This window comes from Chryseobacterium jejuense (genome assembly GCF_900100075.1).
Taxonomy (GTDB): Bacteria; Bacteroidota; Bacteroidia; order Flavobacteriales; family Weeksellaceae; genus Chryseobacterium; species Chryseobacterium jejuense.
The window spans coordinates 392,236-418,239 of the sequence record NZ_FNEG01000002.1 but is presented as its reverse complement, the minus strand read 5'-3'; the positions used below and the strand labels follow the sequence as shown (position 1 = coordinate 418,239).

The window sequence follows — 26,004 nt, the reverse complement described above, 5'->3', positions numbered from 1 at the left end:
TTATGGTTACGGTTTAGCCGTTTCTATTTTTATCCCAACATCCTCAATTCCAGGAAGGTTGTCGTTTCTCATTGCCTGAGATAGACCAATTTCATATTTTCCTTTCGCTGGAAATTTATAATTTACCTTATATTGAAAAAAAGTTTCCTTTGTGTCACCAAAGCCTGTACCAAGCCATTCTCCGTTTGGTTTAGCCAAAACATAATTCAGGGTATCTGTCTCCTTTTTCTTGTTTTGGAGGTTGGTTAAATTCACAATAAACCTTATATTACTGTAAGGATAATTGTTGTTATTTCTTACGACAAATATAATATTTTTAGGATTCTGCGGATCTGAAATTTCAAGATTAAATTTTTGTTCACTTTTCTTATTCCACTTATTATCAACGGAATTCATAATAACATCTTCTCCTGAAGAAGAGTTACAGCTAAAGAAAAGGATAAAGGTGAATAATCCTAAAATTTTACGCATTTTTATCTTTTTTGGGAGGATATTTCTTTTTAAATTTTTTCTTGTGTGGGTTGCCTTGTTGCGCTTTATCTGCATCAGGGTTTGCTTCAGCTTTTACGTTGTCCACAGGTGCTTTTTGTTGCTGTTGCTGTTGTGGTTTTGGTTGCCTTGGCTGATTTTCGGAATTTGTATTAGGGTTTTCAGATTTCTCAGGTCTATTAGGTCTTTCCTGTCTTTCAGACCTGTTTTTCTTTTGTCCCTGTGGTTGTCCTTGTCCTTGTCTTTGTTCCTGCCCCTGATTTTGATTGTTGTTTGGCTTGTTTTGATTGTTTCTGTTTCTGTTGTTTCTGTTTTTCTTCTCAAAGCGGTCTACATTGTTCTCCTGAATAAGGTCAATGCTTTGAGATGGTGTTTCAGGCTGTTTCAGATCTTCTAAAGGAAGAATTTTTTCTCCTTTTTTGTTCTTTGAAATCAGTTTTTTAACAAGATCAATATCAAAATCATACCATGCAATGGAGTTGTCCACATAAGCAAACCACATTTTCTTTTTGAAAACGTCTATTTTAATACAGAATGCTCTTCCTTTTTCTGTATCAAGGGTTGTAGAAGAAGAAGGGAAGTGGCTTAATGCATCCAGATAACTGTCAAGTTCATAGTTAAGGCAACATTTAAGCTTACCGCACTGTCCTGCAAGTTTCTGAGGATTAATACTTAACTGTTGATATCTGGCTACGTTTGTATTTACAGATCTAAAGTCTGTTAACCACGTAGAACAGCAAAGTTCACGTCCGCAAGATCCTATTCCGCCTACTTTTGCAGCTTCCTGTCTGAACCCGATTTGTTTCATATCAATCTTGGTTCTGAAAGCTCCAGCGTAATCTTTAATCAACTGTCTGAAGTCTATACGGTTATCAGCCGTATAATAAAACGTTATTTTTGAAGAATCTCCCTGATATTCAACATCAGTTACCTTCATTTCAAGGCCTATTCTTTGAGCAATTTTTCTTGCTTCAAGCTTTACGCCATCTTCTTTTTTTCTTGCTTCCTGCCATACCTCAAGATCTTTTTGGTTGGCCTGTCTGTATATTTTAAGTGCTGATTCTTCTGAAAACTTTTTCTTTTTCATCTGAATCTTTACTAATTCTCCCGTAAGGCTTACTACGCCTACATCGTGTCCCGGACTAGATTCTACTGTAATTACGCTACCTATATGTAAAGGGATATTATTTACATTCTTATAAAACGATTTTCTGTCATTTTTAAACCTAACTTCTACAAAATCACACCTGTTTGGTGCTGGATTGTTGATGTTAGAAAGCCAGTCAAAAACACTTAATTTATAACTATTCCCGCAGGTATTTACATTTTCACAGCCATTTGCGGTTTTTTTAGGACCACAAGAATGTGCAGAATCGCCGGATGTTTTACATCCACAACTCATATTACTATTATTTATAATCTTGCAAATTTATGTATTTTTATCTTTATGCAATTCTAAAATACTCAAATAACCTGAATTCCGGGAAAAACATTTCTATATTTTGAGTAGGATGTGATTAGAGAATTGTACAGAAGCTAAGTTTTGCATGTTTGGAGAGCTGGTTTTCGAGTTTTTTAAAAATTTATAATTGTTGAAAAAGACCTGTCGATAATTTTAACATTTTTTTAGACTTACCTTAATCTTGATGCTTGGAAAGATGATAATTCACTTGTGTTAAACATATGTTTAATATTAAACGATTTTATCATTGTTTAGTTTACCTATTTATAATCCTTTGTTAATTATCGTTTTGTGGTTTATTATGTCTAGAATGTTATTTTAAACATAGTTTTCTTTTTGTATATTGTTTAAAATGTTATGAAATATTAACAGGTGTATTCAAAATAATTTTATATTTGGGTTATATAATAATAGTCTATGAAAAAAATATTAGTATCAACTGCTTTATTGGCGGGCGTTTTATCTTACGCAGGAGGCTTTAGAGTTTCTCTGCAGGGGGTAAAACAATTGGCAATGGCGCATACTAGTGCTCATGCCGAAGATGCAAGTGTGGCATTCTTCAACCCGGCAGGTATGTCATTTATTCCTTCCAAGCTGAGTGTAGTAGCGGGAGGGTTTGGTGCAAGTAATAAAGTTACTTTTCAAAACTTAAATACTTTGCAGAGTACAGAAACGGATAACCCTCTGGGAACTCCTTTCTATGCTGCGATTACTTATAAGCCAATAGAGAAACTATCCGTAGGTCTTAGTGTTTCAACGCCTTTTGGAAGTACAATCCAGTGGCCGGAAAACTGGGAAGGTAAAGAAATGGTACAAAAACTGGAACTGAAAAGTTTCTATTTCCAACCGATGGTTTCTGTGAAACTGGCTCCATGGTTGGCTTTTGGTGCTAGCTATATCTATGCAAGAGGAGTTGTAAATTGGGATAAAGCCGTAACACAATTCGGAGGACAGGTTAATATTAAGGACGAAAAAGCAACCGGACATGGGTATGGATTTGGTTTCTATTTCAGACCTGATCCAAAATTAGATGTGAGTATTGCTTACCGTTCACCAGTAGATATGAAAGCTAAGAACGGAGTGGCTACATTCAAGTTCCCAACGCAAACACCTTATTCACTATTGAAATTGAATGCTGCAGGCCAGGATGGGTTTACTGCAGAGCTTCCATTAGTTGAAGAATATACAATTGGTTTAACCTATAAAGTGACACCGAAATGGCAGATTTCTGCTGATTTCAACTATCACGGATGGGAAAGATATAGTAAACTTACTTTGGATTTTGACAATGCACCACTTGCACCTAACAATCCAGGTGATCCAACATTAGTTGTTAGTCCTAAGAACTTTAAAAACTCTAAAACATTCAGATTGGGAACTCAATATGCATTCACTAATATGATCTACGGACGTTTAGGAGCATATTATGATGAGTCTCCTTATACCAATGAGAACTTTATTCCGGAAACACCTTCTTTTGATACCTATGTAATTACGGGTGGGGTAGGATTTAAACTAAAGCAGTTTGGAATTGACATTGCTGGAGGATATGCAATGCCTCAATATAGAAATGTTAATAATGCTAATCTTGGATTCTATGGACAAGCAAAAGCAAGAGCGTTCTATTTTGGTCTTGGTTTATCTTATAATCCTTTTTAATTTAAAAGACTATGAAAAAAATTATAATATCAACAGTAGCAGTTTCTGCGCTTCTTTTTACCGTAACAAGCTGTAAAACTGATTTTGATACCGATGTAAAAGATATACAAGTGTCAAAAGGAAGTGCTGATTTCTCAAAGTATGTTGCTTTAGGAAACTCACTGACTTCCGGATATAGAGATGGAGCTCTTTATATAGATGGCCAAAATGAATCTTATCCTTCAATGTTAGCAGGGCAAATGAAACTTGTAGGTGGAGGAGAGTTTAAGCAGCCTTTAATGGGGGATAACAACGGAGGATTGCTTCTACCTATAGGAGGTGGTGCTACCGCTCAGATTCAGGATACAAAGCTTTATATAAAAAGTTTTGTTGATGGAGCACCTGATATTGGTCCAATTAATGATAATAAAGCAGCAAATTTAGTGAGTAATATTCTTAAGGGGCCTTTTAATAATATGGGGGTTCCCGGAGCAAAAGTAGCTCATTTGTTAGCTCCAAAATATGGTGATATTGCGGGAATACCAGGAAAAACTGCAAATCCTTATTTTGTTAGATTTGCTTCATCAGCTAATGCTTCTGTAATAGAAGATTTTGCAAACCAAAACCCTACGTTCTTCTCATTATGGATTGGGAATAACGATGCTTTACTATATGCTTTAGCAGGTGCAGACAATTCTATTGAAACTTTAACACCTCCCGCTCAGTTTAAAACATATTATGATATGTTGATTTCTAAAATTGAAGCCACAAAAGCGAAAGGTGTTATTGCTAATATTCCCAGTGTAACATCTATTCCTTCTTTAACAACAATACCAACAAATCCTTTGACGGCAGCTGTTTTAGGAAAAGGAAATGTTGCTGCTGGAGAGGCTGCAATTGATGATTTAAATAAAAACGTATATGGACCATTAAGCCAGATTTTAACAGCATTAGGAGCTGGAGACAGAATTAAACCTCTTTCTAAAACAGCAGCTAATCCATTGTTGATTAAAGATGAAAGCATTCCAAATTTAGGAACGCAAATTGCGGCTGCGGCTGCGGCTTCTGGAAATCCAACTTTAGTAATGCTTTCTGCTTATCTTGGTGCTACTTATGGGCAAGCAAGACAGGCGAAATCTGGAGACCTTATTCCTTTAACAACAAAAGCTGCTATTGGTACAGTTGAGCCACTTCCTGCACCTATTCCTGCATCTCTTGGCGCTAGAGGGATAGCTTACCCATTTGCAGATAAATATGTTCTGATTCCATCTGAGATTAAGGAAATCAATGATGCTATTGATGCTTATAACGTAACTATTAAGGCTGCAGCCACTGCAAAAGGATATGCTTTTGTGGATGCTAATGCTAAACTTAAGCTGCTAGCTGGAGATTCTGGTATTTCATGGGATGGAGTAAAATATACTGCTAAGTTTGTTTCCGGAGGGGCATTCTCATTGGATGGAGTACACTTAACAGGTAGAGGGTATGCTGTTATTGCTAATGAATTTATTAATGCAATTAATGCAACTTATAAATCGTCATTACCTCAGGTGAATCCTAATAATTACTCAGGAGTTACACTACCATAATTATTGATTAAATAAAAACTTAGAAACCACAAGAGTAAATCTTGTGGTTTTTTTTTAAATTTGCAAAATCTTTTAAAAAGTAAAAATGGCCGATCAGTTAAGTTATCTATTTTGTACAAGAACCAGCAGGGACTTGGCAGAGAAAATTGCCCAGAGTTATGGGAAAGAATTAGGAAAAATCAACTTTCAGGAGTTCAGCGACGGGGAATTTGAACCTGTTTTGGACGAATCTGTAAGAGGAGGAAGGGTTTTCCTAATCGGATCTACATTCCCGCCTGCAGACAATCTTTTAGAACTTCTTCTAATGATTGATGCAGCGAAAAGAGCTTCTGCAAAGAGCATTACCGTTGTAATTCCTTACTTCGGACTTGCCAGACAGGACAGAAAAGACAAACCAAGAGCGCCGATCGGTGCTAAGTTAGTTGCAAACCTTCTTACAGCAGCGGGAGCAACAAGAGTAATGACAATGGATCTTCACGCAGATCAGATTCAAGGGTTCTTCGAAATTCCGGTAGATCACCTTTATGCTTCTTCGATCTTTGTTGATTACATTAAGTCTTTACACCTTGATAACCTTACGATTGCTTCTCCGGATATGGGAGGTGCGAAAAGAGCGAAAAACTATGCTGGTCACCTAGGTGCAGAAGTGGTAATTGCTTATAAGGAAAGAAAGAAAGCAAACGTTGTAGAAGAAATGTTCCTTATTGGAGATGTAACAGGTAAGAACGTAATTCTTATTGATGACATGATTGATACTGCAGGAACACTTTGTAAAGCTGCTGATATCCTTATTGAAAAAGGTGCAAAAACTGTAAGAGCTATGGCAACTCACGGAGTGCTTTCAGGTAAGGCTTACGAGAATATTGAGAACTCAAAACTTCTGGAAGTTATTGTAACTGACTCAATTCCTGTTAAAAATAATTTGTCAACTAAAATAAAAGTGCTATCTTGCGCCCCATTATTTGCGGATGTTATGACAATGGTTCATGAGCACAAATCAATCAGTAGCAAGTTTGTTATTTAATTGATTTAAAGTAGTTTGCAGATTAAAATAAGAACAATTTTTTAAATTTTTTATAAATGAAATCTATTACAATTCAAGGTACAAAAAGAGAAAGCGTGGGCAAAAAGTCTACAAAAGCTTTACGTGATGCTGAATTAGTTCCTTGTGTTGTTTATGGAGGTGAGGCACCTTTAAACTTCTCTGCTGAAGAGAAAGCTTTCAAAGGATTAGTTTACACTCCTGAAGCACACACGGTATCTATTGAAGTTGACGGAAAAACAATTCCAGCAGTTCTTCAAGATATTCAGTTCCACCCAATTACTGACAAAATTCTTCACATTGACTTCTACCAACTATCTGACGATAAGCCAGTAGTTATGGAAGTTCCAGTAAGAATTATTGGACGTTCTAAAGGTGTTGTAGCTGGTGGTGTTTTACGTCAGTCTTTCAGAAAACTAAAAGTAAAAGCTATTCCGGCTAACCTACCTGACGAAATCGTTGTAGATGTTACTCCATTAAGAATCGGTAACAAACTTTACATCGGTGGTATCAAAACTGAAGGATATTCTTTCATGCACCCAGACAATGCAGTAGTAGTTGCTGTTAAGATGTCTAGAAATGCAATGAAAGGAGGTGCAGCAGCAATGGATGATGAAGATGATGAAGAAGTTGCAACTGAAGAAGGAGCAGCTCCAGCAGAAGAAACTGCAGCAGAATAAGAATTGCTTATTTAAACAATATAGAACCCGTCATTTTTTGACGGGTTTTTTATTGATGGTATTAGTAGGAAAGGCTGTACGTAATTTTAGTTTTTCTCGCTTAATTTTCTTTGCTTCATCAGCTTACTTCGTTATTCCTCATTGAATATTTCTATTAACTGACAAGTATCAGCTAGTATCTCCATGCTTCCTTTCGGAAAAAAAGCCGTAAATTTGAAGGGTTCTAAATAAGAACGTTTTAATTTAAAAAATAAATAAATGTTTGACATTCAGGAAATAAGAAGCCAGTTTTCTATATTGGACAGAGAAGTGAATGGTAAGCCATTGGTTTACTTGGATAATGCAGCTACATCTCAAAAGCCAAATTCGGTTTTAGACGTCTGTCACGCATATTATACAGAACTTAATGCCAATGTTCACAGAGGTATTCATACATTAAGCCAACTAGCAACAGAAGAAATGGAACTTTCCAGAAGAAAGATCCAGAAGTTCATTAATGCAGAACATGACTTTGAAGTTATTTTTACCAAAGGAACAACCGAAGGACTAAACCTCATCTCTTATATTTTAACACAGAAATTACAAAAAGACGATGAGATCATTATTTCCTATCTGGAGCACCATTCCAATATTGTTCCATGGCAGTTGCTTTGTGAAAGAACCGGAGCAAAACTTCGTGTGATTCCTATTGACGAGAATGGAATTCTTCAGTTAGATTATTTTGATCAATTTTTAAGTGAAAAAACAAAAGTAGTTTCTGTAAATCAGGTTTCTAATGCATTGGGAATTGTAAATCCTATTGAAGAAATCATTGCAAAAACAAGAAAAAATACCGATGCTTATGTTGTGATTGATGGGGCACAATCTGCTCCTCACTTCAATATTGATGTTCAGAAGATGGATTGTGATTTCTTTGTATTCTCAGGACATAAAATGTACGCTCCGATGGGAACAGGTATTTTATATGGAAAGCGTGAGATATTAGAAGCTTTACCACCATTCCATGGAGGTGGTGAGATGATTGCAACATGTTCTTTTGATGGAACAACCTATGCAGGACTTCCGTTTAAATATGAAGCAGGAACACCCAATGTAGGCGGAAATATTGCTTTAGGGGCAGCGGTTGATTTTATGAACAGAGTAGGACATGAAAATATTCAGAACCATGAAAATGCTTTATTAGAATACGCTCAAAGACATCTTTTAGAAATTGAAGGTCTTAAAGTATATGGTGAAAAAGCGAAGAGAACAGGAGTTGTTTCCTTTAATCTGGAAGGAGTTGGGATTTCTTCCGATGTAGGAATGATCCTGGATAAAATGGGTATTGCTGTAAGAACAGGACATCACTGTACACAACCTATCATGGAGTTCTTTAATATTGCAGGAACTGTAAGAGCAAGTTTTGCTGTTTATAATACCTTTGAAGAGATTGATCTTTTAGTAGAAGGCGTTAAAAAAGCACAACGAATGTTGAGTTAACAATGCAAAAAACATATAAAAAAGCCCTGTCAGTAATGATAGGGCTTTTTTTATTATCGAACTTTCGGTGTGAAAGTTAATTCTTGTTTTAAAGCGTCGGCTTCCAGTCAACAACTGCTCTGATGAACGCTTCAGCATTTTCAACAGGAACGTTTGGAAGAATTCCGTGTCCAAGGTTGGCGATGTATCTGTCTTTTCCGAAACGGTTGATCATTTCGTTCACCATTTTCTTGATCGTCTCAGGAGTTGAATGCAATCTTGCAGGGTCAAAGTTTCCTTGTAAAGTCATCGTGTGATTCGTTAGTGTTCTTGCGAATTCCGGTTTAATAGTCCAGTCAACACCAAGAGCAGAAGCTTTAGACATCGTCATATCTTCCAATGCAAACCAGCATCCTTTCCCAAATACTACTACATGAGTAAGAGGGCTTAATGCTTCAACAATCTGGTTGATGTACTGCCAAGAGAATTCCTGATAATCAGTTGGAGAAAGCATTCCTCCCCATGAATCAAAAACCTGTACAGCAGAAACACCTTTTTCCACCTTTCTCTTAAGATAAGCAATGGTAGTGTCAGTGATCTTTTGAAGTAATAAATGAGCCGCTTCAGGCTGTTGGAAACAGAAAGACTTAGCAATATCAAAAGCCTTACTTCCTTTTCCTTCTACACAGTAGCAAAGAATTGTCCATGGAGATCCGGCAAAACCGATCAATGGAATATCATTGTCTAATTTCTGTAGCGTTAATTCAATAGCATCAAAAACGTATCCTAAAGTATCGTTCACATCCGGAGTTTCGATATTCTGAACCTGTTCCATTGTTCTGATCGGAGTATCCAACCAAGGACCAACGGATTCTTTCATTTTGAAATCAATCCCCATAGCCTGTGGAACTACCAAAATATCAGAAAACAGGATCGCCGCGTCTAAAGGAAATCTGCGGATAGGCTGTAATGTAATCTCAGCAGCAAGTTCAGGTGTCTGACATCTTGTAAAGAAATCATATTTGTCTCTTAAGGCAATGAATTCCGGCAGATATCTTCCAGCCTGCCTCATCATCCAGACAGGAGGTCTTTCAACGGTTTCTCCGCGAAGTGCTTTTAAATATAGGTCGTTTTTAATCATAATCTATTTAATCTAATATTACCGTCATAATGCGGTAACAGAAATTTTAAAGTTTGCTCACAATTTCCTGTCTTATCAGCTCAAATATAGAGCTCAGCGTATTTTCTTCAGACGTAAAAATGTTCTCGTGAGTATAATTTCTTAATTCCCCGGAGGTGGTTTCTCCAATCGAAAACAGCTTCATATCTTTCAGGGAATTTTGCTTTGCAAAACTACGAACTCCGCTTGGACTAAAAAATACTGCGGCATGATATTTTTCAGGAATTAAAGGATTGATTTCCTCCGTATTGTAGATTGTAATCTTTTTATACTTAATATTTTGAAGAGGAAGCTCCTTATCAAGCACGTTGATGGCAAGATTACCGCAAAAGTGGAGAAACTGTTCATGCTGGCAGTTTCCGATAATGAATCTGGAAAGCGAATCAGCATTTCTTAATACCTTAAATGTTCCAAAGCCATGTTTCCTTAATGCTTTCTTGGTTTTTTCACCAACGCAGTAGATCTTGTTGTAGTTTTTAGCCGTGAAATTCTCATTAGGCTTAAATCTGTTTTTAAAAAAAGAAGCTACACCATTTACGCTGGTAAAAATCAACGAGTAATTTTTCAGATCAAACGGGCTGATCAGAATAGGTTTGGTCTTAATTACCTCAACACAGTCAACCGAGATATCCTCTCCTAATTCTTTGGATATTGTTGCTTGGTCTATATTTTTGGTAAATAAGATTTTCATGTCTGTTGATTAGAAAATGAAAAGGGGTTAAAAGAGAAGCTTGAAATCTAAAAGCTCTTAGATCTGGCTTTTGATTTCTGCCATCAATTCTTTTCCACCATTTTCCAGTACTACTTTTGCAAATTTTTGTCCAAAATCTTCTGTAGAGTTGTACTCGAAGTTCTCATCAATAGCAATGCAGTTTTTACCATCCAGCGAGCAAAGTGCTGCTGTAAAGCGGATCTGATCCTCAATAATCTCTGCAAAAGCTCCGATAGGGGCTGTACATCCTCCTTCTAAAGTGCTTAGGAAGTTTCTTTCAATCTCTACACAGGTTTGAGTAGGCTGGTGATTGATTTGTCTTAGTATTTCATTGATCTCCGGTTTGTCGGAATGTCCTGCCACAGCAATAACGCCCTGAGATGGGGCAGAAATCATTACCGGAAGCATTTCATAATCAATTTCCATTTTCATTCTTTTGATCCCAGCCAAAGATAGAATGGTGGCATCAAAATCTCCATCTTCAAGTTTTTGAAGACGGGTCTGGATATTTCCACGGATATCTGAAAATTCAGTATTAGGGAAATGTCTTAACCAGAAAGCTCTTCTTCTCAAACTGCTTGTTGCAAGCTTCAGTTCATGAAGCTCTTTGTTTTTTGCGGATGCTTTTCTGATGAGAATGTCTTGTGGATAATCTCTTTCCAAATAGGCTATCATCTCAATATTCTGAGGTAATAGGGTAGGAACATCCTTTAATGAGTGAACAGCAATATCAATCTCATCATTCAATAAGGCTGTATCAAGGTCTCTTGTGAAAACCCCGGTGATCCCTAATGAATACAAAGGTTGATTAAGGTTCTTATCGCCAGAAGAAACGATAGGAACGATTTCCGTTAAATAATTGTTGTTCTGAAGGTGCCTCGCAACCTCTCTAGCCTGCCAAAGTGCAAGTGCGGAATTTCTTGTTCCGATTCTAATGCTTTTCATTGAATTCGTTGTTTGGTTGTTCAACTAATATTTCGTGCATTAATTTACTAATTTCTTCGGCTTTTAAAGGATTATCGATGATATATTTTGCAAAACGGTTGGTGATCTTCTGGATCATTTTATCAGAAAGTTCCATGTCCGTAATACCTATATATTTATTTTTCTTATAAAAGTTATGCATTTCATTGCGTTCCATGTTCTTTAAAACAGCTTTGAAATGATGAATGTTTGGTGCTAGTTTTCTTTTTTTCTCCCATTCAATGAAGTCTTTCATCAGTTCCTTAATGATCTTTTCAGCTTTAGGAATTTCTTTTTCCCTTTGTTGAATTGTTTCCTGGATTTGTTTTGAAAGCTCATCAACATCAATTAAGGTTACATTTTTATTTTCTGTAACATTCTTTTCAACGTTGTGAGGAATGGAAAGATCAATCACCAATGTTTCCTTTCCGTTCGGGAAATGCGATTGGTTGATGATTGGGTGTTTTGCCCCAGTGGCCACGATTAGGATATCAGTGTTTTTTAATTCCTTGTCAACATCAGAATAATCAACATGAGGAATATTATATTTCTGGGAAATTTTTTCAGCTTTCTCCTGAGTTCTGTTTGCGATTTTAATTTTCGGCTGATAAACATGTTTTACCAGGTTTTCTACCGTATTCTGTCCAATCTCACCTACACCAAGAAGAAGAATGTTCTTTTCAGCAATTCTCTTTTGGCTGTTTAAGATATAGTGAACAGCTGCATAAGAAACAGAAGCGGCTCCGTTAGAAATTCCAGTTTCGTTCTTTATCCTTTTGGAAATCTGAATAGCAGCATTAATAGCTCTTTCAAGATAAGGGTTAGAATTCTGTCTTTCTTTTTTAAAACGGCTGTATGCTTTTTTGATCTGACCGATAATCTCAAAATCTCCGATAATCTGGCTTTCTAAGCCGGCAGCTACTCTGAAAAGGTGTATTAAAGCCTCTTCTTTGGTTAGGATATTGGCAAACTGAAGAAAATCTGTAAGATTTACTCCAATGGTTTTGCAATACTCTTCTGCAACTAAAAGATAATTGGAAGATGTGGTATAGATCTCGGTCCTGTTACATGTGGAAACCACAAATGCATCCCCAAGGTCTTCCTGATGGACGCGGGAAACAAAGTTTTTGATGTTTTCATCAAAGAATGCAAACTTTCCTCTCGTTTCTACATCGGCCTTTTCGTAGCTTATAGAAAGCACGGCAAAATTCGATGTTCGATGGATGTTGGAATACTGTAACATAAGCAGTCGCAAATTTACGCTTTTTTTAATTAATCATCCTCTGATAGTGTATATGATAATTATCGTAAAAAACTATAGGGTGGAAGTAAATCATACAAAGAAAAAGAATGCTCAAAACTTAAGCTGCTAAAGGAAATTTTACCAATCCATTTATTTTCTGCTTTTCTTCATGTTTTTATGGTCCAAATTCCTCCGTTAATTTTAGTTGAAATCAAACTCTGTAATTATCTAAACAGAAAGTTAATAAAGAATTATAAATTTTAATAAAATTTTAACCAAATTAAGTTGTGATGAAATTTCTTTAGTAGTGTTTAATTTATATCTTTGTAAACTTAAAATCAGAAGAAAAATATGAGTTTATTTGATATGTTTACGCAAGAAATTGCGATAGACCTGGGAACAGCCAATACCCTTATCATCCATAATAATAAAATTGTTATAGATCAACCGTCAATTGTTGCAATTGAACGCTCTACGGGTAAACCCATTGCGGTAGGTGAACAGGCGAAGCATATGCAAGGTAAAACTCACGAAGATATCAAGACGATCCGTCCATTGAAAGATGGGGTTATCGCAGATTTCCACGCTTCTGAACATATGATTAAGGAATTTATCAAGAAAATTCCTGGAATTAAAGGTAAATTCATACAGCCTGCATTAAGAATTGTAATCTGTATTCCTTCTGGTATTACTGAGGTTGAAAAAAGAGCGGTAAGAGACTCAGCTCAGAAAGTAAACGCAAAAGAAGTAAGGTTAATCTACGAACCAATGGCAGCTGCTATAGGAGTTGGGATCGACGTACAGAAACCTGAAGGAAATATGATCATCGATATAGGTGGAGGTACTACTGAAATTGCTGTAGTAGCTTTAGGAGGTATCGTATGCGACAAATCTGTGAAGATTGCAGGAGACGTATTTACTAATGATATTGCTTATTACTTAAGAACTCACCATAACCTTTATATTGGAGAAAGAACTGCTGAAAGAATTAAAATTGAAGTAGGTTCTGCAGTAGAAGATCTTGATGTAGATATCGAGGATATCCCGGTACAAGGTAGAGACCTTATTACTGGTAAACCTAAAGAAATTATGGTTGGATATAAGGAAATTGCACGTGCATTAGATAAATCTATCATCAGAATTGAAGATGCTGTAATGGAAACTCTTTCCCTTACACCGCCGGAATTGGCTGCTGATATTTATAAAACTGGTATTTATCTTGCCGGAGGAGGTGCATTATTAAGAGGTTTAGCGGACAGAATTCACAAAAAAACAGGTCTTCCTGTATTTGTGGCAGAAGATCCGTTGAGAGCGGTAGTTCGCGGAACTGGTATTGCCCTTAAGAATATGGATAAATTCAATTTCTTAATTAAATAATTTTAACTTTTTACGACTATATATCTGAATGGGATTTTTGCTGAGATTATTTTCGAAGAACACACTTTTTGTCTTCTTTATATTCCTGCAAATTATTGCTCTGGTTCTGATATTCTCTAGAAATGCCATGCAGAGATCCTGGATTGCGGGCCAAACGGCTGCGTTAAATTCATGGATTTCCGGGTATATCGACGAGGGAGTTTCTTATCTGAAGCTAAAACAGATCAATGAAGATCTTGTTGTTCAGAATAAAGCTCTTATGGCAGAACTCTATGGAAAAGATGGAACAAAGAATCCTGTTTTCAAAAGAGTGCATGATACCATTGGAGGTGGTCAGATCTATACTTTTGTTGATGGTGAAATTGTTTTCAACAGTATCAACAGAAGAAATAACTATTTTACAATCAACCGTGGCCGTAGAGATGGAGTCTTCCCTCAGATGGGGGTAATGGCACCTAGAGGTATTGCGGGGATTGTTATCAATTCTACAGACAGTTATGCATTGGTTCAATCTGTATTGAGCGTTAATACGATCAGAATTAATGCAGCCCTGAAAAATTCCGGATATTTTGGAACGTTAACATGGAATGGGGATAACTCCAGGGTAATGCACCTTGCAGATATTCCTAAATATGTTGCTTTAAAAGTAGGAGATTCTGTTGTTACAGACGGTAAATCAGCTATCTTCCCGAAAGGGGTGATGATTGGAACTATTGCCGGATATTCAGTAGATAATAAAACCGGTTTCTGGGATATTTCTGTGGAGCTGAGTGAAAAAATGGGAGCGTTGAATAAAGTGTATGTCGTGAAAAATCTGAAAAAAGCCGAAGTGCAGAAAATTCAGGACACGATGCAAGCTGTAATAAAAAAGGAAAATGATTAGCAGGACTTTATTTACCGATATATTAATCATGATTTTTCTTGTTGCATTACAGATTTTTGTATTGAACAGAATTACTATTTTTGGGAAATATACTCCGGTATTATATCCTGTATTTGTCATGTTCTATCCTTTTTTCAGAAATAAATTTCAGTTCTTAGCACTAAGCTTTTTAATAGGACTTTCTGTAGATGGATTCCTTAATACATGGGGGATTAATGCTTTTGCAACAACGTTGATTGCTTATTTCAGAACGTTGATATTCAGAACGTCTACAGATACCTCTACAGACTTTTTCTCTTTTCAGTCCCTTCAATGGGCGCAGTTTTTGCTGTTTTTATTTTCAAGTATCTTCCTGCATCAGCTTTTAGTACAATATATTGAGTTCTTTAAGTTTAGCAGGTTTTTTGAAATATTATTTAATGTTTTGGTAACTAGTGTAATTTCGTTTATATTTATCGTTATCTACGCATTAATATTTAAAATCAAACAAAAAGTTTGAACACACGTTATTTAAAAATTTTTTCCGTCCTTGTTGTAATCGCTCTTATTTTTGTAGCGAGGCTTGCTTATTTACAGCTGTTTACAGACCGTTATGCACTGAATGCAGCCAACACTTCCATTAAAATTGAATATGTAATTCCTCAGCGAGGAGTTATTTTTGACCGTAATGGGAAGATCATGGTAGGAAACCAGCCTGCTTATGAAGTTTCCTTTACCCAAGGTTTAATGAAGCCTGATTTTGATACATTAGGCTTTTGCAGTCTGATGAAGATCTCTAAAGCGGACTTCATCAATAAGATCAATTTTATTAAAAAAGAAAAGTATTATTCTAAGCTGACTCCTATGACTTTTTTAAAGGATCTCAGCAGAGAAGATATCGCAAGAGTGCAGGAGATTATTTTTAAATATCCGGCGTTTAATATTGTACAGAGACCTCAGCGTCAATACGAAGTATCTACTTCCGGAAATCTTTTGGGGTATACCAGTGAAGTAAATGAAAAAGAGATTAAAAAAGACTCTATCTACTATTTACCTGGAGATTTTATCGGGAAAACAGGAGTAGAAAAGTCATATGAAAAAGAGCTTCGTGGGGTAAAAGGGATGAAGTATATCCAAAAAGACATCAGGCTCCGAAATATCGGATCTTATAAAAACGGAACTTTGGATAAAGATGTAGTTACTGGTAAAGATATTACCCTGACTATTGATTATGATCTTCAGAGAACTGCTGAAGAAATGCTTGTTAATAAACACGGTGCAGTTGTAGCGATAGACCCGAATAACGGAGAAGTATTAGTTGCAGCAACCGGACCAGATATTGACCCGAATCTTTTCACCGGACCTTATAAATCTAAAAACTTATACGCCCTGTCAAAAGATACGCTTTATGAAAATAAGCCAACTTTTGACCGTTCTTTACAGGCAGGTTATCCTCCAGGTTCCACTTTTAAATTATTAACTGCCCTGGCTGCAATGCAAATGGGAGTAATGACTGATAAAACTATTTTCCCTTGTGGAGGTGGGTTTTTCTATAAAGGGAAAAGGATTAAAGGACATGGTGGAGCAGATCCGCTTATTCCTTCTATTCAGGTTTCCAGTAACTGTTTCTTTACCTATGCATTTATTGCTATCATCAAAAAATATCCTGGAAATCCTTCAAAAGGTGTTGATGAATGGAAAGAGATTATGAGTAGTTTTGGAGTTGGAGAGTTTTTAAATAATGACTTTGCTGTTGGGGCGAAGGGGAGAATACCTTCTGGAGACTTTTATGAGAAAAGGTTTAAAGCCATCATGAAAGCAAGTGGATCCCAGAAAACTGATTTTAAAAACTGGGATGAAATGTCAACCGGTGCTATTTATAATGGAATGGGACAGGGAGACGTTTTGGTAACACCTATTCAGTTGGCCAATTATGTGGCCGCTATCGCTAATAGAGGTTGGTATTACACGCCTCATATTGTAAAAGCAATTGACGGAAAGGCAAATCCTGATCCAAGATTTAAGGTTAAACATAAAACGTTAGTAGATCCAAAACATTTTGATCCTGTTTTAAAAGGTATGGAAGCCGTAGTTTTGAGAGGAACGGCAAGAGGATTGAAATCCAATGATTTTACACAGCTAGCTAAAACAGGAACAGCACAGGTTCCGCAAGGAAAAGATAACTCTATCTTTGTATTAATTGCCCCTGCTGATAAACCTAAAATTGTTGTTGTGGCAGTAATGGAGCATGCAGGATTTGGAGCTACTTGGGCTGGGCCGGCTTGTACAGTGATTGCTGAAAAATATATTACCGGAGATTTGAAAAGAGAAAATCTGTACAAGAAAATGATTACCTCGAGTTTCATGCCGGAATACAAAAGACAATGGATTGCAGATTTAAAACGTAAAGGGCTTTATAAAGACCCTAAACCTGACTCCATTAAACAAAAAAGAATAAAGGATAGTCTGGAATTGGTTAAGCAACAAAAAGCCAAGCTCCAAAAGAAAATAGACGAAGAGAAGGCTAAAAATAATAACACTGCTAAAAAACCTGTAAAGCAATGAAATGGACAGAAGGAATAGATAAATTAGGTCTAGGACTGTATTTCATGCTTTGCATCTTTGCTATTGCAAATATTTACAGTGTTGACCAGAAGCTTGGAGAAAAACAGTTGATGTTCTTCTGTATCTCTGTGTTTGTAGGGCTTATCATATTTGTGGGAAGAAGTAAGTTCTTCGAAAATATGGCAGGTATTATTTATATAGGCGGGGTACTCTTACTGGTAGGGCTTTTTCCTTTTGGTAAAGAAATTTTGGGGCAGAAGAACTGGTATAAGTTCGGAAGTTTTACCATGCAGCCTGTAGAATTTGCGAAAATTGGTACAGCGTTAATGTTGGCCAACTATGTTTCAGGCCCCGATTTTAATCTTAAGAATAGAAAATCTTTACTTACTGCTTTAGGAATTATTGGTATTCCGGCTGTGGTAGTGCTGGCTATTCCGGATGTAGGATCTATGCTTGTATTCATTGCATATTTTATTGCTTTATACAGGGAAGGATTGAGTGGTTGGTTATTTGGGATAGGTTTCATTTTCGCAGCTGTTTTTTTGGTGGCTTTAGCAATTCCGCCAGTGTATGTAGCTGGAGCTATTTTACTAATTGCCGGCGTTTTGATCGCGATGAATTACCATAGAATGTCCTGGGATGTAATTTCAATCTCCGGAATTTCAGGATCTATTCTTCTATTATGTGGACTAGCGTTTGGTTCTCCTTATATTTTAGAAAAGCTGCCTAAACACCAGAGAGAAAGAATTGAGGTTCTTTATAAAGGTGAAAAAGCATTTAGAGATACTTCGGGATACAACTTATTATATTCCAAAACAGCAATTGGATCTGGAGGACTTTTAGGAAAAGGATACCGTGAAGGTTCGGTTACTCAGGGGAAATTCGTTCCAGAACAGGAAACTGATTATATTTTCTGTACCGTAGGAGAAGAGTGGGGATTCCTGGGAAGTGCTATCCTTATTTTATGCTACATGGTATACATCGGACGAATCTATTACCTTGCAGAACGGCAGAAGTCAACTTTTAACCGCGTATTTGGGTTTTGTTTTGCTTCGATCCTTTTAATGCACTTTTCTATCAATTTAGGAATGGTTATGGGGCTTTTCCCAACGGTAGGAATTCCACTTCCTTATTTTAGTTATGGTGGAAGTTCTTTGTTGGCCTTTTCCATGATGACTTTTATTTTCTTTAAACTTAATTATTCGGACAAGAACAGCTTAGTATAGCTATTTCCAAAACGATTTACCTTACTTTTAGATCTGCAAAATTTGTGGAGGCTATTGTTATACCTATAAATCATTACTTTTTATGAAAGATACTTATATCTCAGATCAACATTTTGAAAATACAGATTTTACGCAATTTCCATTGGAAAAAGGAGAGTATGAGAACTGTACCTTTAAGAATTGCAGTTTTGAATATGGAAACCTATCCGGGTTTAGTTTTACAGACTGCGAATTTGTAGGTTGTAACCTCAGTATGACAAAGCTTACCTCGGCAGCTTTTCGGGATGTTCTTTTTATGGAATGTAAAATGCTGGGCCTGCCTTTTAATGATTGTAATGCCTTTGGTTTGTCTTTTAAGTTCGATGGCTGTGTGCTTAATAATTCTGTCTTCTACCAGACATCCATAAAGAAAACTCTTTTTAAGAACTCTAAACTGATTGAGGTGGATTTTGCAGAATGTGACCTTTTTGGTGCTGTCTTTAATAACTGTGATCTTTCAGGGGCCGTTTTTGAGACTACTAATCTTGAAAAAGCAGATTTTAGAACTTCTGTTAACTATTCTATAGATCCTGCTTTAAATAAGCTTAAAAAGGCTAAATTTTCGCTTTCGGAAGTCTATGGGCTGTTGTATAAGTTAGATATTGAAATAGACAGAAATAGCTAGGTTTTAAAAGGTAATGCTAAGACGTCAAGGTTTTTTAATAAAAGAACCTTACTATAATCAATAATAAAATTCAATAGAAACGGGCTTTAGCCCGCTTTTTTATATCAATCTGTTCCATTGGCTTTAGCCAAAGCTTAATAAGAGAGTATGATACATAAAAAAGCCATCAGAATTCTGATGACTTCATTATTTAAATCAATTATTTATAAAATTAAAAATTTGCTGGTGTAGCTTGAGTAGTAGAAGCTAGATTGTTGTAAGCTTCTCCTTCTGCATTGATTACTCTTTTTGCGAATCTGAATTTAGGTCCCCAATAAGAATCATTCAGTGAAGAAACCATTACTCCTTTAGATGTTGCTGCGTGAATAAATTTGATTTCTCCTTCTTCAGTAACACTTTCTACAATACCTACGTGAGAAATTCTTCTTCCGTGAGAAAAGAAGATTAAGTCTCCTTTCTGTAATTCTCCTTTTTCAATTCTTTCACCCTCCTGAGCCTGAGAAGCCGCTACTCTTGGTAAAGTAAGACCTGCTGCAGCTCCGAAAACAGAAAGAACGAAAGCTGAACAATCAATACCTCTTCTTGTAGTTCCTCCATATCTGTAAGGAGTTCCTAGGTATGTTTCAGCTTCTTCAAGGATACCGTCAATGGTTTTATTGTGTTTGATTGCTTTTGCAATCTCAGAATTCTTAACAGCTTTTTTAGCATTTGCTATAGATGCGGCCTTTTCAGCAAGAAAAGAGTCGATTAATTTCTGCTTATCCTGCTCCATTTTTTTGTTATCAATAGAAGCTAGTTTGGCATCTGTTTTGTATTCTTTACTGTAAGTTGCTGGTTTTGACACTACATAATTGGTAGCACACGATTGCAATGATACTGTAGTAACTAAAGCAACTAAATAAAACAAAACTCTTTTCTTCATATATATTTGATTAACCGTGTTAAAAGGGAATATTTATTTTCAAAAGCAATACAAAAGTAGAGATTCCGAGTAAAAGACCCCTGATATGATAATTGTCAGGATCTTATTTTAACACTATTTAACATATTGTTTACATATGTTAAAGAAAAATAAACCGCAACTGCCTATTTTTGGCAAGCCTGCGGTTTTTTTTATTAAGATTCTTTAACAAAATCTATCGATTTTCTTCTATAAATCACGTTTTGTAATTTAAAACTCTAATTTTCAAGGTTGTTAAAAAAGTAAAATAAATTATTGAGAAACTCTGTGTTGATAGGGTTTTGTGGGGTTTTTGCAAATACTCTTACATCTTAAGTCTCTTTTCCATATAAAATCTGATCTGGAAAATTTGTTTTAAGTAAGAAACTATAAAATCTTAACAAAGAGAATCCATCATCATGAAAGGTGGGATAATAAAAAATTCCTCAGAAAAACTGAGGAATTTAACTAATATGGAACTTTACAGAGTTATTTTGTAAACAACATCTCTCTGTATTTTGTCATCGGCCAAAGCTCATCGTCTACCATCATTTCAAGGTTATCAGATGCCTCTCTGATTCCGTCAAATAAAGGTTTTACTTTGTTGCAGTATGCTTCTGCCTGCTTTTGGCTGTCTGATATGCTTTTTGCCGCTTCTCTGGCTTTAAGAAGTTCTTCAACACCAAGTTTAATGATAGAAACATTTTCAGAAATGCTGGTAATTAAACTCATCTGTTCTTTTGCCAAAGATTTGAATTCTTTGTCACCAAAGATTTCTTTAAGGCCTTTTACGTTTTCAATTAATCTGTTCTGATAATTTAAAGCTGAAGGAATGATGTGGTTTCTTGCGATATCACTTAACACTCTTGCTTCAATATCAATAACCGTAGAGTATTTTTCTAATTTAATTTCATTTCTAGCTTCAACTTCTCTGTGGTTGAAAATTCCCATTTCTTCATATAGATCTAAGAATTTTTTATCCATTTCCTGTTTTAAAGCTTCAGGAGTTGTTTTAAGGTTATTCAATCCTCTTTTCTTAGCTTCTTTTGCCCAGTCATCAGAATATCCGTCACCTTCAAACATAATGTTTTTACACTGCTTGATGTATTCTCTTAATACATTAAAGATAGCTTCGTCCTTCTTAAGACCTGTTTCAACTAGAGCATCAACTTCTTTTTTGAAATCATTAAGCTGTTTTGCCGCAATCGTATTCATTACCGTCATAGATTCTGCACAGTTTGCAGATGATCCTACGGCTCTGATTTCAAATTTATTTCCTGTAAATGCAAATGGAGAAGTTCTGTTTCTATCGGTGTTGTCTAATAGAATTTCAGGGATTTTTCCAACTACATTTAATTTTAATTCTGTTTTTTCTTCCGGAGATAGTTTTCCGTTTGTTACCTTTTCAAGTTCTTCCAAAACGCTGAACAGCTGGGTTCCGATGAATACGGAGATAATTGCAGGTGGAGCTTCGTTAGCACCCAATCTGTGATCGTTGCTTGCAGAAGCGATACTTGCTCTTAAGAGGTCAGCATATTCATGAACCGCTTTAATCGTATTCACGAAGAATGTTAAGAACTGTAAGTTTTTCTTAGGGTTTTTTCCTGGGCTTAAAAGGTTTTCTCCAGTATCAGTAGCTAAAGACCAGTTGTTGTGCTTTCCGCTTCCGTTTACTCCTGCGAATGGTTTTTCGTGGAATAGGATGTGGAAGTGGTGCTTGTGAGCAACTCTTGCCATGATGTCCATCAATAGAGAGTTGTGGTCTACTGCAACGTTTACTTCTTCAAACATTGGAGCTAGCTCGAATTGGTTTGGAGCTACCTCGTTGTGTCTTGTTGTTGCTGGAATTCCAAGCTTCATACACTCAATTTCCAGCTCTTTCATGAAGTTCATTACCCTTGTTGGGATAGAACCGAAGTAGTGGTCATCTAATTGTTGTCCTTTTGCAGGAGAGTGTCCCAATAATGTTTTTCCTGTTAATACAAGATCCGGACGTGATTGGTATAACGCTGAATCAACAAGGAAATATTCTTGCTCCCAACCTAAAGTAGGAGTTACCTTAGTTACATTTTTATCAAAATACTGCATTACACTTGTTGCAGCTTCATCCACGGCATTCAAAGCTCTTAATAAAGGTGCCTTGTAATCTAAAGTCTCTCCGGTATAAGAAATGAAGATGGATGGAATACATAATGTAGTTCCCATGATAAATGCAGGAGATGTAGGATCCCAAGCAGTATATCCTCTTGCTTCAAAAGTATTTCTGATTCCTCCGTTAGGGAAAGATGATGCATCTGGCTCCTGTTGGATTAGCATGTTTCCGCTGAATCTTTCAATAGCTCTACCTCCTTCAATAGGGGTGAAGAAAGAATCGTGCTTTTCTGCAGTTGTCCCTGTCAAAGGCTGAAACCAGTGAGTATAGTGAGTTACTCCTTTGCTCATAGCCCAGTCTTTCATCGCTACAGCTACCTGGTCTGCGATATGTCTTTGGATCTTAGTGCCCTTTTTAATGGCATCCATGATAGAACCGAATGCTTCTTTTGTTAAATATTCTCTCATCGTTTCTTCCGAGAAAACATTTTTACAGAATAGTTCCGATAATTTTGCAGGGATTTCAACAGAGTTATCTTTTCTGAAATCCTTAAATGGTAGGGTTTCTAATGCTTTGAATCTTAACGTTGACATATTTGGGTGATTTTTTACAGGGCAAATTTACAAAAAAAATGAATAAAAAATATTTTACCCCTGTTTTTTTTAGGGGTATTTTGAATTTTAACTAAAATTTAAACAGTGGTTTTACTTTTTTAAGAGGGGTGATTTGGAATTAAGACTTATTGTTACGGAAAGTTAAAATAGAAAACAGCATTGAACAGCGGAAGAAATACAGTGTTGGAGGTTTTCTATGTAGTTATGATATGTTTTCTAAAAATAACCATATTAATTATAATTGTTATTACCAGACATACAACAGTTATAGAATTTGAGCCATACCCTTCATTACAAAACTGCATAAAAACAGGATAAGTGAGAGCTAATGATACAATATAACTTATGTAGAACTTCTGAAAGTACAGATTAACCAGATACATGGTTACCATTGATATAATAACTAATCCGCCAATGCCGTCCAATATCCCAAATAATCCTATTATGGTGCTCCTCAATAGTAATAAGAGGATGTTGTTGTTGTGAAAAATATCGTCATCAGCCTTACCCTCTTTTATGATTAGAAATATAATCAGCAGTAAAAAATAAATTAAGATATGACATATCCATACTTTCCAAAAAAGAGAAATATTATTTAATTTGTCTTTGATCAGGGTAAATACTTTTGATATTGACATGTTACGATCCAAATTGAATTTGTTTTTTAACCTCAGCCCTAAAATGTATGCTTGTATAAATATAAGATTAAAACAGTAATATTCATTTCATATTAAAATAAACAAGAAGATCATTATATCTTAAAATAATACTGCCTATTTATGGGTTTTAAACAACTTAATTAAAAGATAGTTAAAATAAGTTGAGCGGAGATTTCGTATATTTGTGTGAAATTTATTTTATGACAAATTCTAGAGCAAGAGAGACAACGGAGGCTATTGAAAGATTATACATTTCTATGAGACATTTATTTTATAGAGGATTTTTCAAGCCAGGAGGTGTTTCAGGAGAAAGTATTAGAAGCTTGTTGAAAACCATCAATCCGGAAATTTATGGTACCATGAATATCCCGAACAAATTGGAACTTGATGGTTTAATGTATGTGCTAGACAGGCTTCCGGAAGGGATTGAAGAATGTGCTTTTATTCATCTTACATCTGATGAAGGGTTTGATAAAGGAAGTTTCGAACCTATTGTTCCAAAGAAAAGAAGAAGAAACTGTTATAGAATAGACGAACACCAGATGAATATTGAGGTTCTTTTGGGCCGTTCCGAAATTTATGACATTCTTACCCACCTTACATTCCTATTTATAGAAGCTGATAAAATCCGTAACCTGGCATTCATTCAGGATGAAAACTGGAAACCGATACGCGCTTTCAAAATTATTGAAGAAGTGGTGAAGGGCGAAAAGAAATTCAGCAGAAAAGAAAAAGAAGTGGCATTAATCCACCTTTCTTCTTTAATAGGAAGATCTTTTGATGAAACATTAAGAGCTTACAATACATTTGGAGATGATGATAATCCTGACCGTTTATTTAAAATCATCTATAACTTAGGAAAAGTAAGTCTTGAAGATGCAAAAGGGTCAAGAGAAAGAGAAATTCATTTCAGTGCTATTTTAAAGGAAAGAGTAGGACATCATTATTTTGGTGAAAAATGGGCTAATAAAGTGAAAGACGTTTTATTTGAAAACAATCTTCATACCCGTCCGTTGCATATCATTTCAGCAAACATGCACTCTGTGAAGAATATGCTGTATGCAAATGATGCTCTTAAAAAGAAGCACAATAATGAGGTAGATTATAAACTATACGAAGAGATCTCCAATAAAAAAGAACTTCGTGACAAGGTATTAAAATTTGCCATGGATGAAGGGATGATCCATATTGCTGATAAAAGTGGAAGTAATATTGATGTCCAGATCATTGACCTTAGCAAAATGAATCTGAAAAATACTCCATTTGCCGATACTAAATTTTCAGGAGATGATGTGGTAATGGTATTTGACTATGCTTTCGGAGAACAGGCTTTTGAGGTAATGGATGAATTACTGAAACCTTATGAACATAAAGGAGAAATTTACATGATGCATGTAAAATCTGTTTCCATTATGGGTAAAGCAGGAATTCTTACGGGAGCAAAAGGAGATATTATGATCCCAACTTCTCACATCTTTGAAGGAACTGCTGATAACTATCCTTTTGAAAATGCGTTGAAGCTTGATGATTTTAATGACGATGAGCTGAAGGCTTTTGAAGGGCCAATGATTACGGTGTTAGGAACTTCTCTTCAGAATAAAGATATCCTTTCGTATTTTATGAATACTTCATGGAAGGCGATTGGTCTTGAAATGGAAGGTGCACACTATCAGAAAGCCATTCAGGTAGCTTCGAAGATCAGACATCACATTTCACCGGATCTATTCGTTTGTTATGCATATTACGCTTCGGATAATCCTTTGGAAACAGGAAGTACTCTGTCTTCGGGTGGTTTAGGTCTTACAGGAGTAAAACCAACCTATCTGATTACTTTAAGAATCCTTGAAAAGATCTTAAGACATGGAAAGAAAGAAGTTTCTGCTAAGAAATAATCTTAATTTCTAATGAAAATACAAACCTCAGCTGTTTTTACAGCTGAGGTTTTTTGATCCTTGTCAAGGTTTAAAACCTTGACAAGGATCAGCGAGAGCTTAAAAATCAATCTTTTAATTTTTTATCTTTAGAAAAACATACTATAGCTATGAGTTCAGTATCACAATTAGTCAAGAGGTTTAGAGAGGTTCTTCTTGATGGTCTTTGGATAGCCAATACCAACTTTAAAGATCAGCTTTCTGATGTCACTTGGGAACAGGCGGTGAGCAGAGTTGGGTCTTCAAATACCATTGCTATGCTCACTTTTCATATTGATTATTATATTGCTGGAATTATCCCTGTTTTTGAAGGTGGAACACTGGATATAAAAGACAAATACAGTTTTGACCTACCATCTATTGAATCTCAGGAACAATGGGAAAGGCTGCTGAACAAGCTGTGGTCAGATTCTGAGAAGTTTGCAGAATTATTAGAAAACCTGCCGGATTCAAAGCTTGATGAGGTATTTGTAGATGAAAAATACGGAACCTATCAGAGAAATATTGACGGGATGATTGAGCATGCTTATTATCATTTGGGTCAAATTACATTGATTAAGAAATTATTAGAAAATCAATAATATTTAATGATAATGATCTCTCGAAATTGGTGTAATC

At 35.8% G+C, this 26,004-nt stretch carries 21 protein-coding genes; 13 read left to right on the top strand and 8 right to left on the bottom strand.

Annotated elements, in window-relative coordinates:
- Window positions 1–6: 6 nt before the first annotated feature.
- Together BLS98_RS07435 and BLS98_RS07430 are read right to left on the bottom strand one after the other, a co-directional pair.
- On the bottom strand, window positions 7–471 hold the full coding sequence (locus BLS98_RS07435) for a gliding motility lipoprotein GldH (protein WP_089735114.1): 465 nt from the start codon (window positions 469–471) through the stop codon (window positions 7–9).
- The gene (locus BLS98_RS07430) at window positions 464–1,891 is read right to left on the bottom strand and encodes a PSP1 domain-containing protein (RefSeq protein ID WP_089735112.1); all 1,428 of its coding nucleotides are present in this window, start codon (window positions 1,889–1,891) and stop codon (window positions 464–466) included. The genes BLS98_RS07435 and BLS98_RS07430 overlap by 8 nt, the downstream gene beginning before the upstream one ends.
- Window positions 1,892–2,368: 477 nt before the next feature.
- Here BLS98_RS07430 and BLS98_RS07425 point away from each other — a divergent pair, with 477 nt between their 5' ends.
- From BLS98_RS07425 to BLS98_RS07405, 5 genes are all read left to right on the top strand, one after another.
- Entirely contained in the window at window positions 2,369–3,610 is a 1,242-nt protein-coding gene (locus BLS98_RS07425) for an OmpP1/FadL family transporter (RefSeq protein WP_089735110.1), read from the top strand.
- A gap of 11 nt (window positions 3,611–3,621) precedes the next feature.
- Window positions 3,622–5,178, top strand: coding sequence for an SGNH/GDSL hydrolase family protein (locus tag BLS98_RS07420; protein ID WP_089735108.1), 1,557 nt, complete (start codon window positions 3,622–3,624; stop codon window positions 5,176–5,178).
- An 85-nt stretch (window positions 5,179–5,263) separates the two neighbouring features.
- Window positions 5,264–6,202 (top strand): ribose-phosphate pyrophosphokinase, encoded by a 939-nt coding sequence (locus BLS98_RS07415; protein WP_089735106.1) that lies wholly within the window; start codon window positions 5,264–5,266, stop codon window positions 6,200–6,202.
- A gap of 56 nt (window positions 6,203–6,258) precedes the next feature.
- Complete coding sequence (locus BLS98_RS07410) at window positions 6,259–6,900, top strand: 50S ribosomal protein L25/general stress protein Ctc (protein WP_089735104.1); 642 nt, start codon at window positions 6,259–6,261, stop codon at window positions 6,898–6,900.
- Between the two features lie 258 nt (window positions 6,901–7,158).
- A complete protein-coding gene (locus tag BLS98_RS07405; RefSeq protein WP_089735102.1) occupies window positions 7,159–8,379 on the top strand; it encodes an aminotransferase class V-fold PLP-dependent enzyme in 1,221 nt (406 codons plus the stop codon).
- An 88-nt stretch (window positions 8,380–8,467) separates the two neighbouring features.
- On the opposite strand, the gene hemE is transcribed toward BLS98_RS07405, so the two are convergent.
- From hemE to hemA, 4 genes are read right to left on the bottom strand one after another with little or no spacing between them, the layout of a single operon-like run.
- Window positions 8,468–9,499, bottom strand: a complete 1,032-nt coding sequence (hemE, locus tag BLS98_RS07400; RefSeq protein ID WP_089735100.1) for a uroporphyrinogen decarboxylase — start codon at window positions 9,497–9,499, stop codon at window positions 8,468–8,470.
- A 46-nt stretch (window positions 9,500–9,545) separates the two neighbouring features.
- On the bottom strand, window positions 9,546–10,229 hold the full coding sequence (locus BLS98_RS07395) for a uroporphyrinogen-III synthase (protein ID WP_089735098.1): 684 nt from the start codon (window positions 10,227–10,229) through the stop codon (window positions 9,546–9,548).
- Window positions 10,230–10,286: 57 nt separating this feature from the next.
- Window positions 10,287–11,195, bottom strand: a complete 909-nt coding sequence (gene hemC, locus BLS98_RS07390; RefSeq protein ID WP_089735096.1) for a hydroxymethylbilane synthase — start codon at window positions 11,193–11,195, stop codon at window positions 10,287–10,289.
- Window positions 11,182–12,456: a glutamyl-tRNA reductase gene (gene hemA, locus BLS98_RS07385; RefSeq protein WP_089735094.1), complete on the bottom strand. Its 1,275-nt coding sequence runs from the start codon at window positions 12,454–12,456 to the stop codon at window positions 11,182–11,184. The genes hemC and hemA overlap by 14 nt, the downstream gene beginning before the upstream one ends.
- Before the next feature lie 351 nt (window positions 12,457–12,807).
- Between hemA and BLS98_RS07380 the strand changes: the two genes are divergently transcribed.
- The 6 genes from BLS98_RS07380 to BLS98_RS07355 all read left to right on the top strand — a co-directional run bounded on the left by BLS98_RS07380 (window position 12,808) and on the right by BLS98_RS07355 (window position 19,150).
- Window positions 12,808–13,833, top strand: coding sequence for a rod shape-determining protein (locus BLS98_RS07380; RefSeq protein WP_045491741.1), 1,026 nt, complete (start codon window positions 12,808–12,810; stop codon window positions 13,831–13,833).
- 28 nt (window positions 13,834–13,861) lie between these two features.
- Window positions 13,862–14,716, top strand: a complete 855-nt coding sequence (gene mreC, locus BLS98_RS07375; RefSeq protein WP_089735093.1) for a rod shape-determining protein MreC — start codon at window positions 13,862–13,864, stop codon at window positions 14,714–14,716.
- Complete coding sequence (locus tag BLS98_RS07370; protein ID WP_089735091.1) at window positions 14,709–15,215, top strand: rod shape-determining protein MreD; 507 nt, start codon at window positions 14,709–14,711, stop codon at window positions 15,213–15,215. The genes mreC and BLS98_RS07370 overlap by 8 nt, the downstream gene beginning before the upstream one ends.
- Window positions 15,212–17,260, top strand: coding sequence for a penicillin-binding transpeptidase domain-containing protein (locus tag BLS98_RS07365; protein WP_089735089.1), 2,049 nt, complete (start codon window positions 15,212–15,214; stop codon window positions 17,258–17,260). The genes BLS98_RS07370 and BLS98_RS07365 overlap by 4 nt, the downstream gene beginning before the upstream one ends.
- Complete coding sequence (gene rodA, locus BLS98_RS07360; protein WP_089735087.1) at window positions 17,257–18,486, top strand: rod shape-determining protein RodA; 1,230 nt, start codon at window positions 17,257–17,259, stop codon at window positions 18,484–18,486. Before BLS98_RS07365 ends, rodA begins: the two co-directional genes overlap by 4 nt.
- A gap of 82 nt (window positions 18,487–18,568) precedes the next feature.
- Window positions 18,569–19,150 (top strand): pentapeptide repeat-containing protein, encoded by a 582-nt coding sequence (locus tag BLS98_RS07355; protein WP_089735085.1) that lies wholly within the window; start codon window positions 18,569–18,571, stop codon window positions 19,148–19,150.
- Window positions 19,151–19,361: 211 nt separating this feature from the next.
- Here the strand turns inward: BLS98_RS07355 and BLS98_RS07350 are convergent, their stop codons facing one another.
- Entirely contained in the window at window positions 19,362–20,072 is a 711-nt protein-coding gene (locus BLS98_RS07350) for a C40 family peptidase (RefSeq protein WP_089735083.1), read from the bottom strand.
- Between the two features lie 507 nt (window positions 20,073–20,579).
- Window positions 20,580–22,775 (bottom strand): glutamine synthetase III family protein, encoded by a 2,196-nt coding sequence (locus BLS98_RS07345; protein WP_089735080.1) that lies wholly within the window; start codon window positions 22,773–22,775, stop codon window positions 20,580–20,582.
- 880 nt (window positions 22,776–23,655) lie between these two features.
- On the opposite strand from BLS98_RS07345, the gene BLS98_RS07335 reads away from it, so the two are divergent.
- Both BLS98_RS07335 and BLS98_RS07330 read left to right on the top strand, forming a co-directional pair.
- On the top strand, window positions 23,656–25,347 hold the full coding sequence (locus tag BLS98_RS07335; RefSeq protein ID WP_089735075.1) for a DUF6909 family protein: 1,692 nt from the start codon (window positions 23,656–23,658) through the stop codon (window positions 25,345–25,347).
- A gap of 149 nt (window positions 25,348–25,496) precedes the next feature.
- Window positions 25,497–25,967, top strand: coding sequence for a DinB family protein (locus tag BLS98_RS07330; RefSeq protein ID WP_089735073.1), 471 nt, complete (start codon window positions 25,497–25,499; stop codon window positions 25,965–25,967).
- Window positions 25,968–26,004 lie beyond the last annotated feature (37 nt).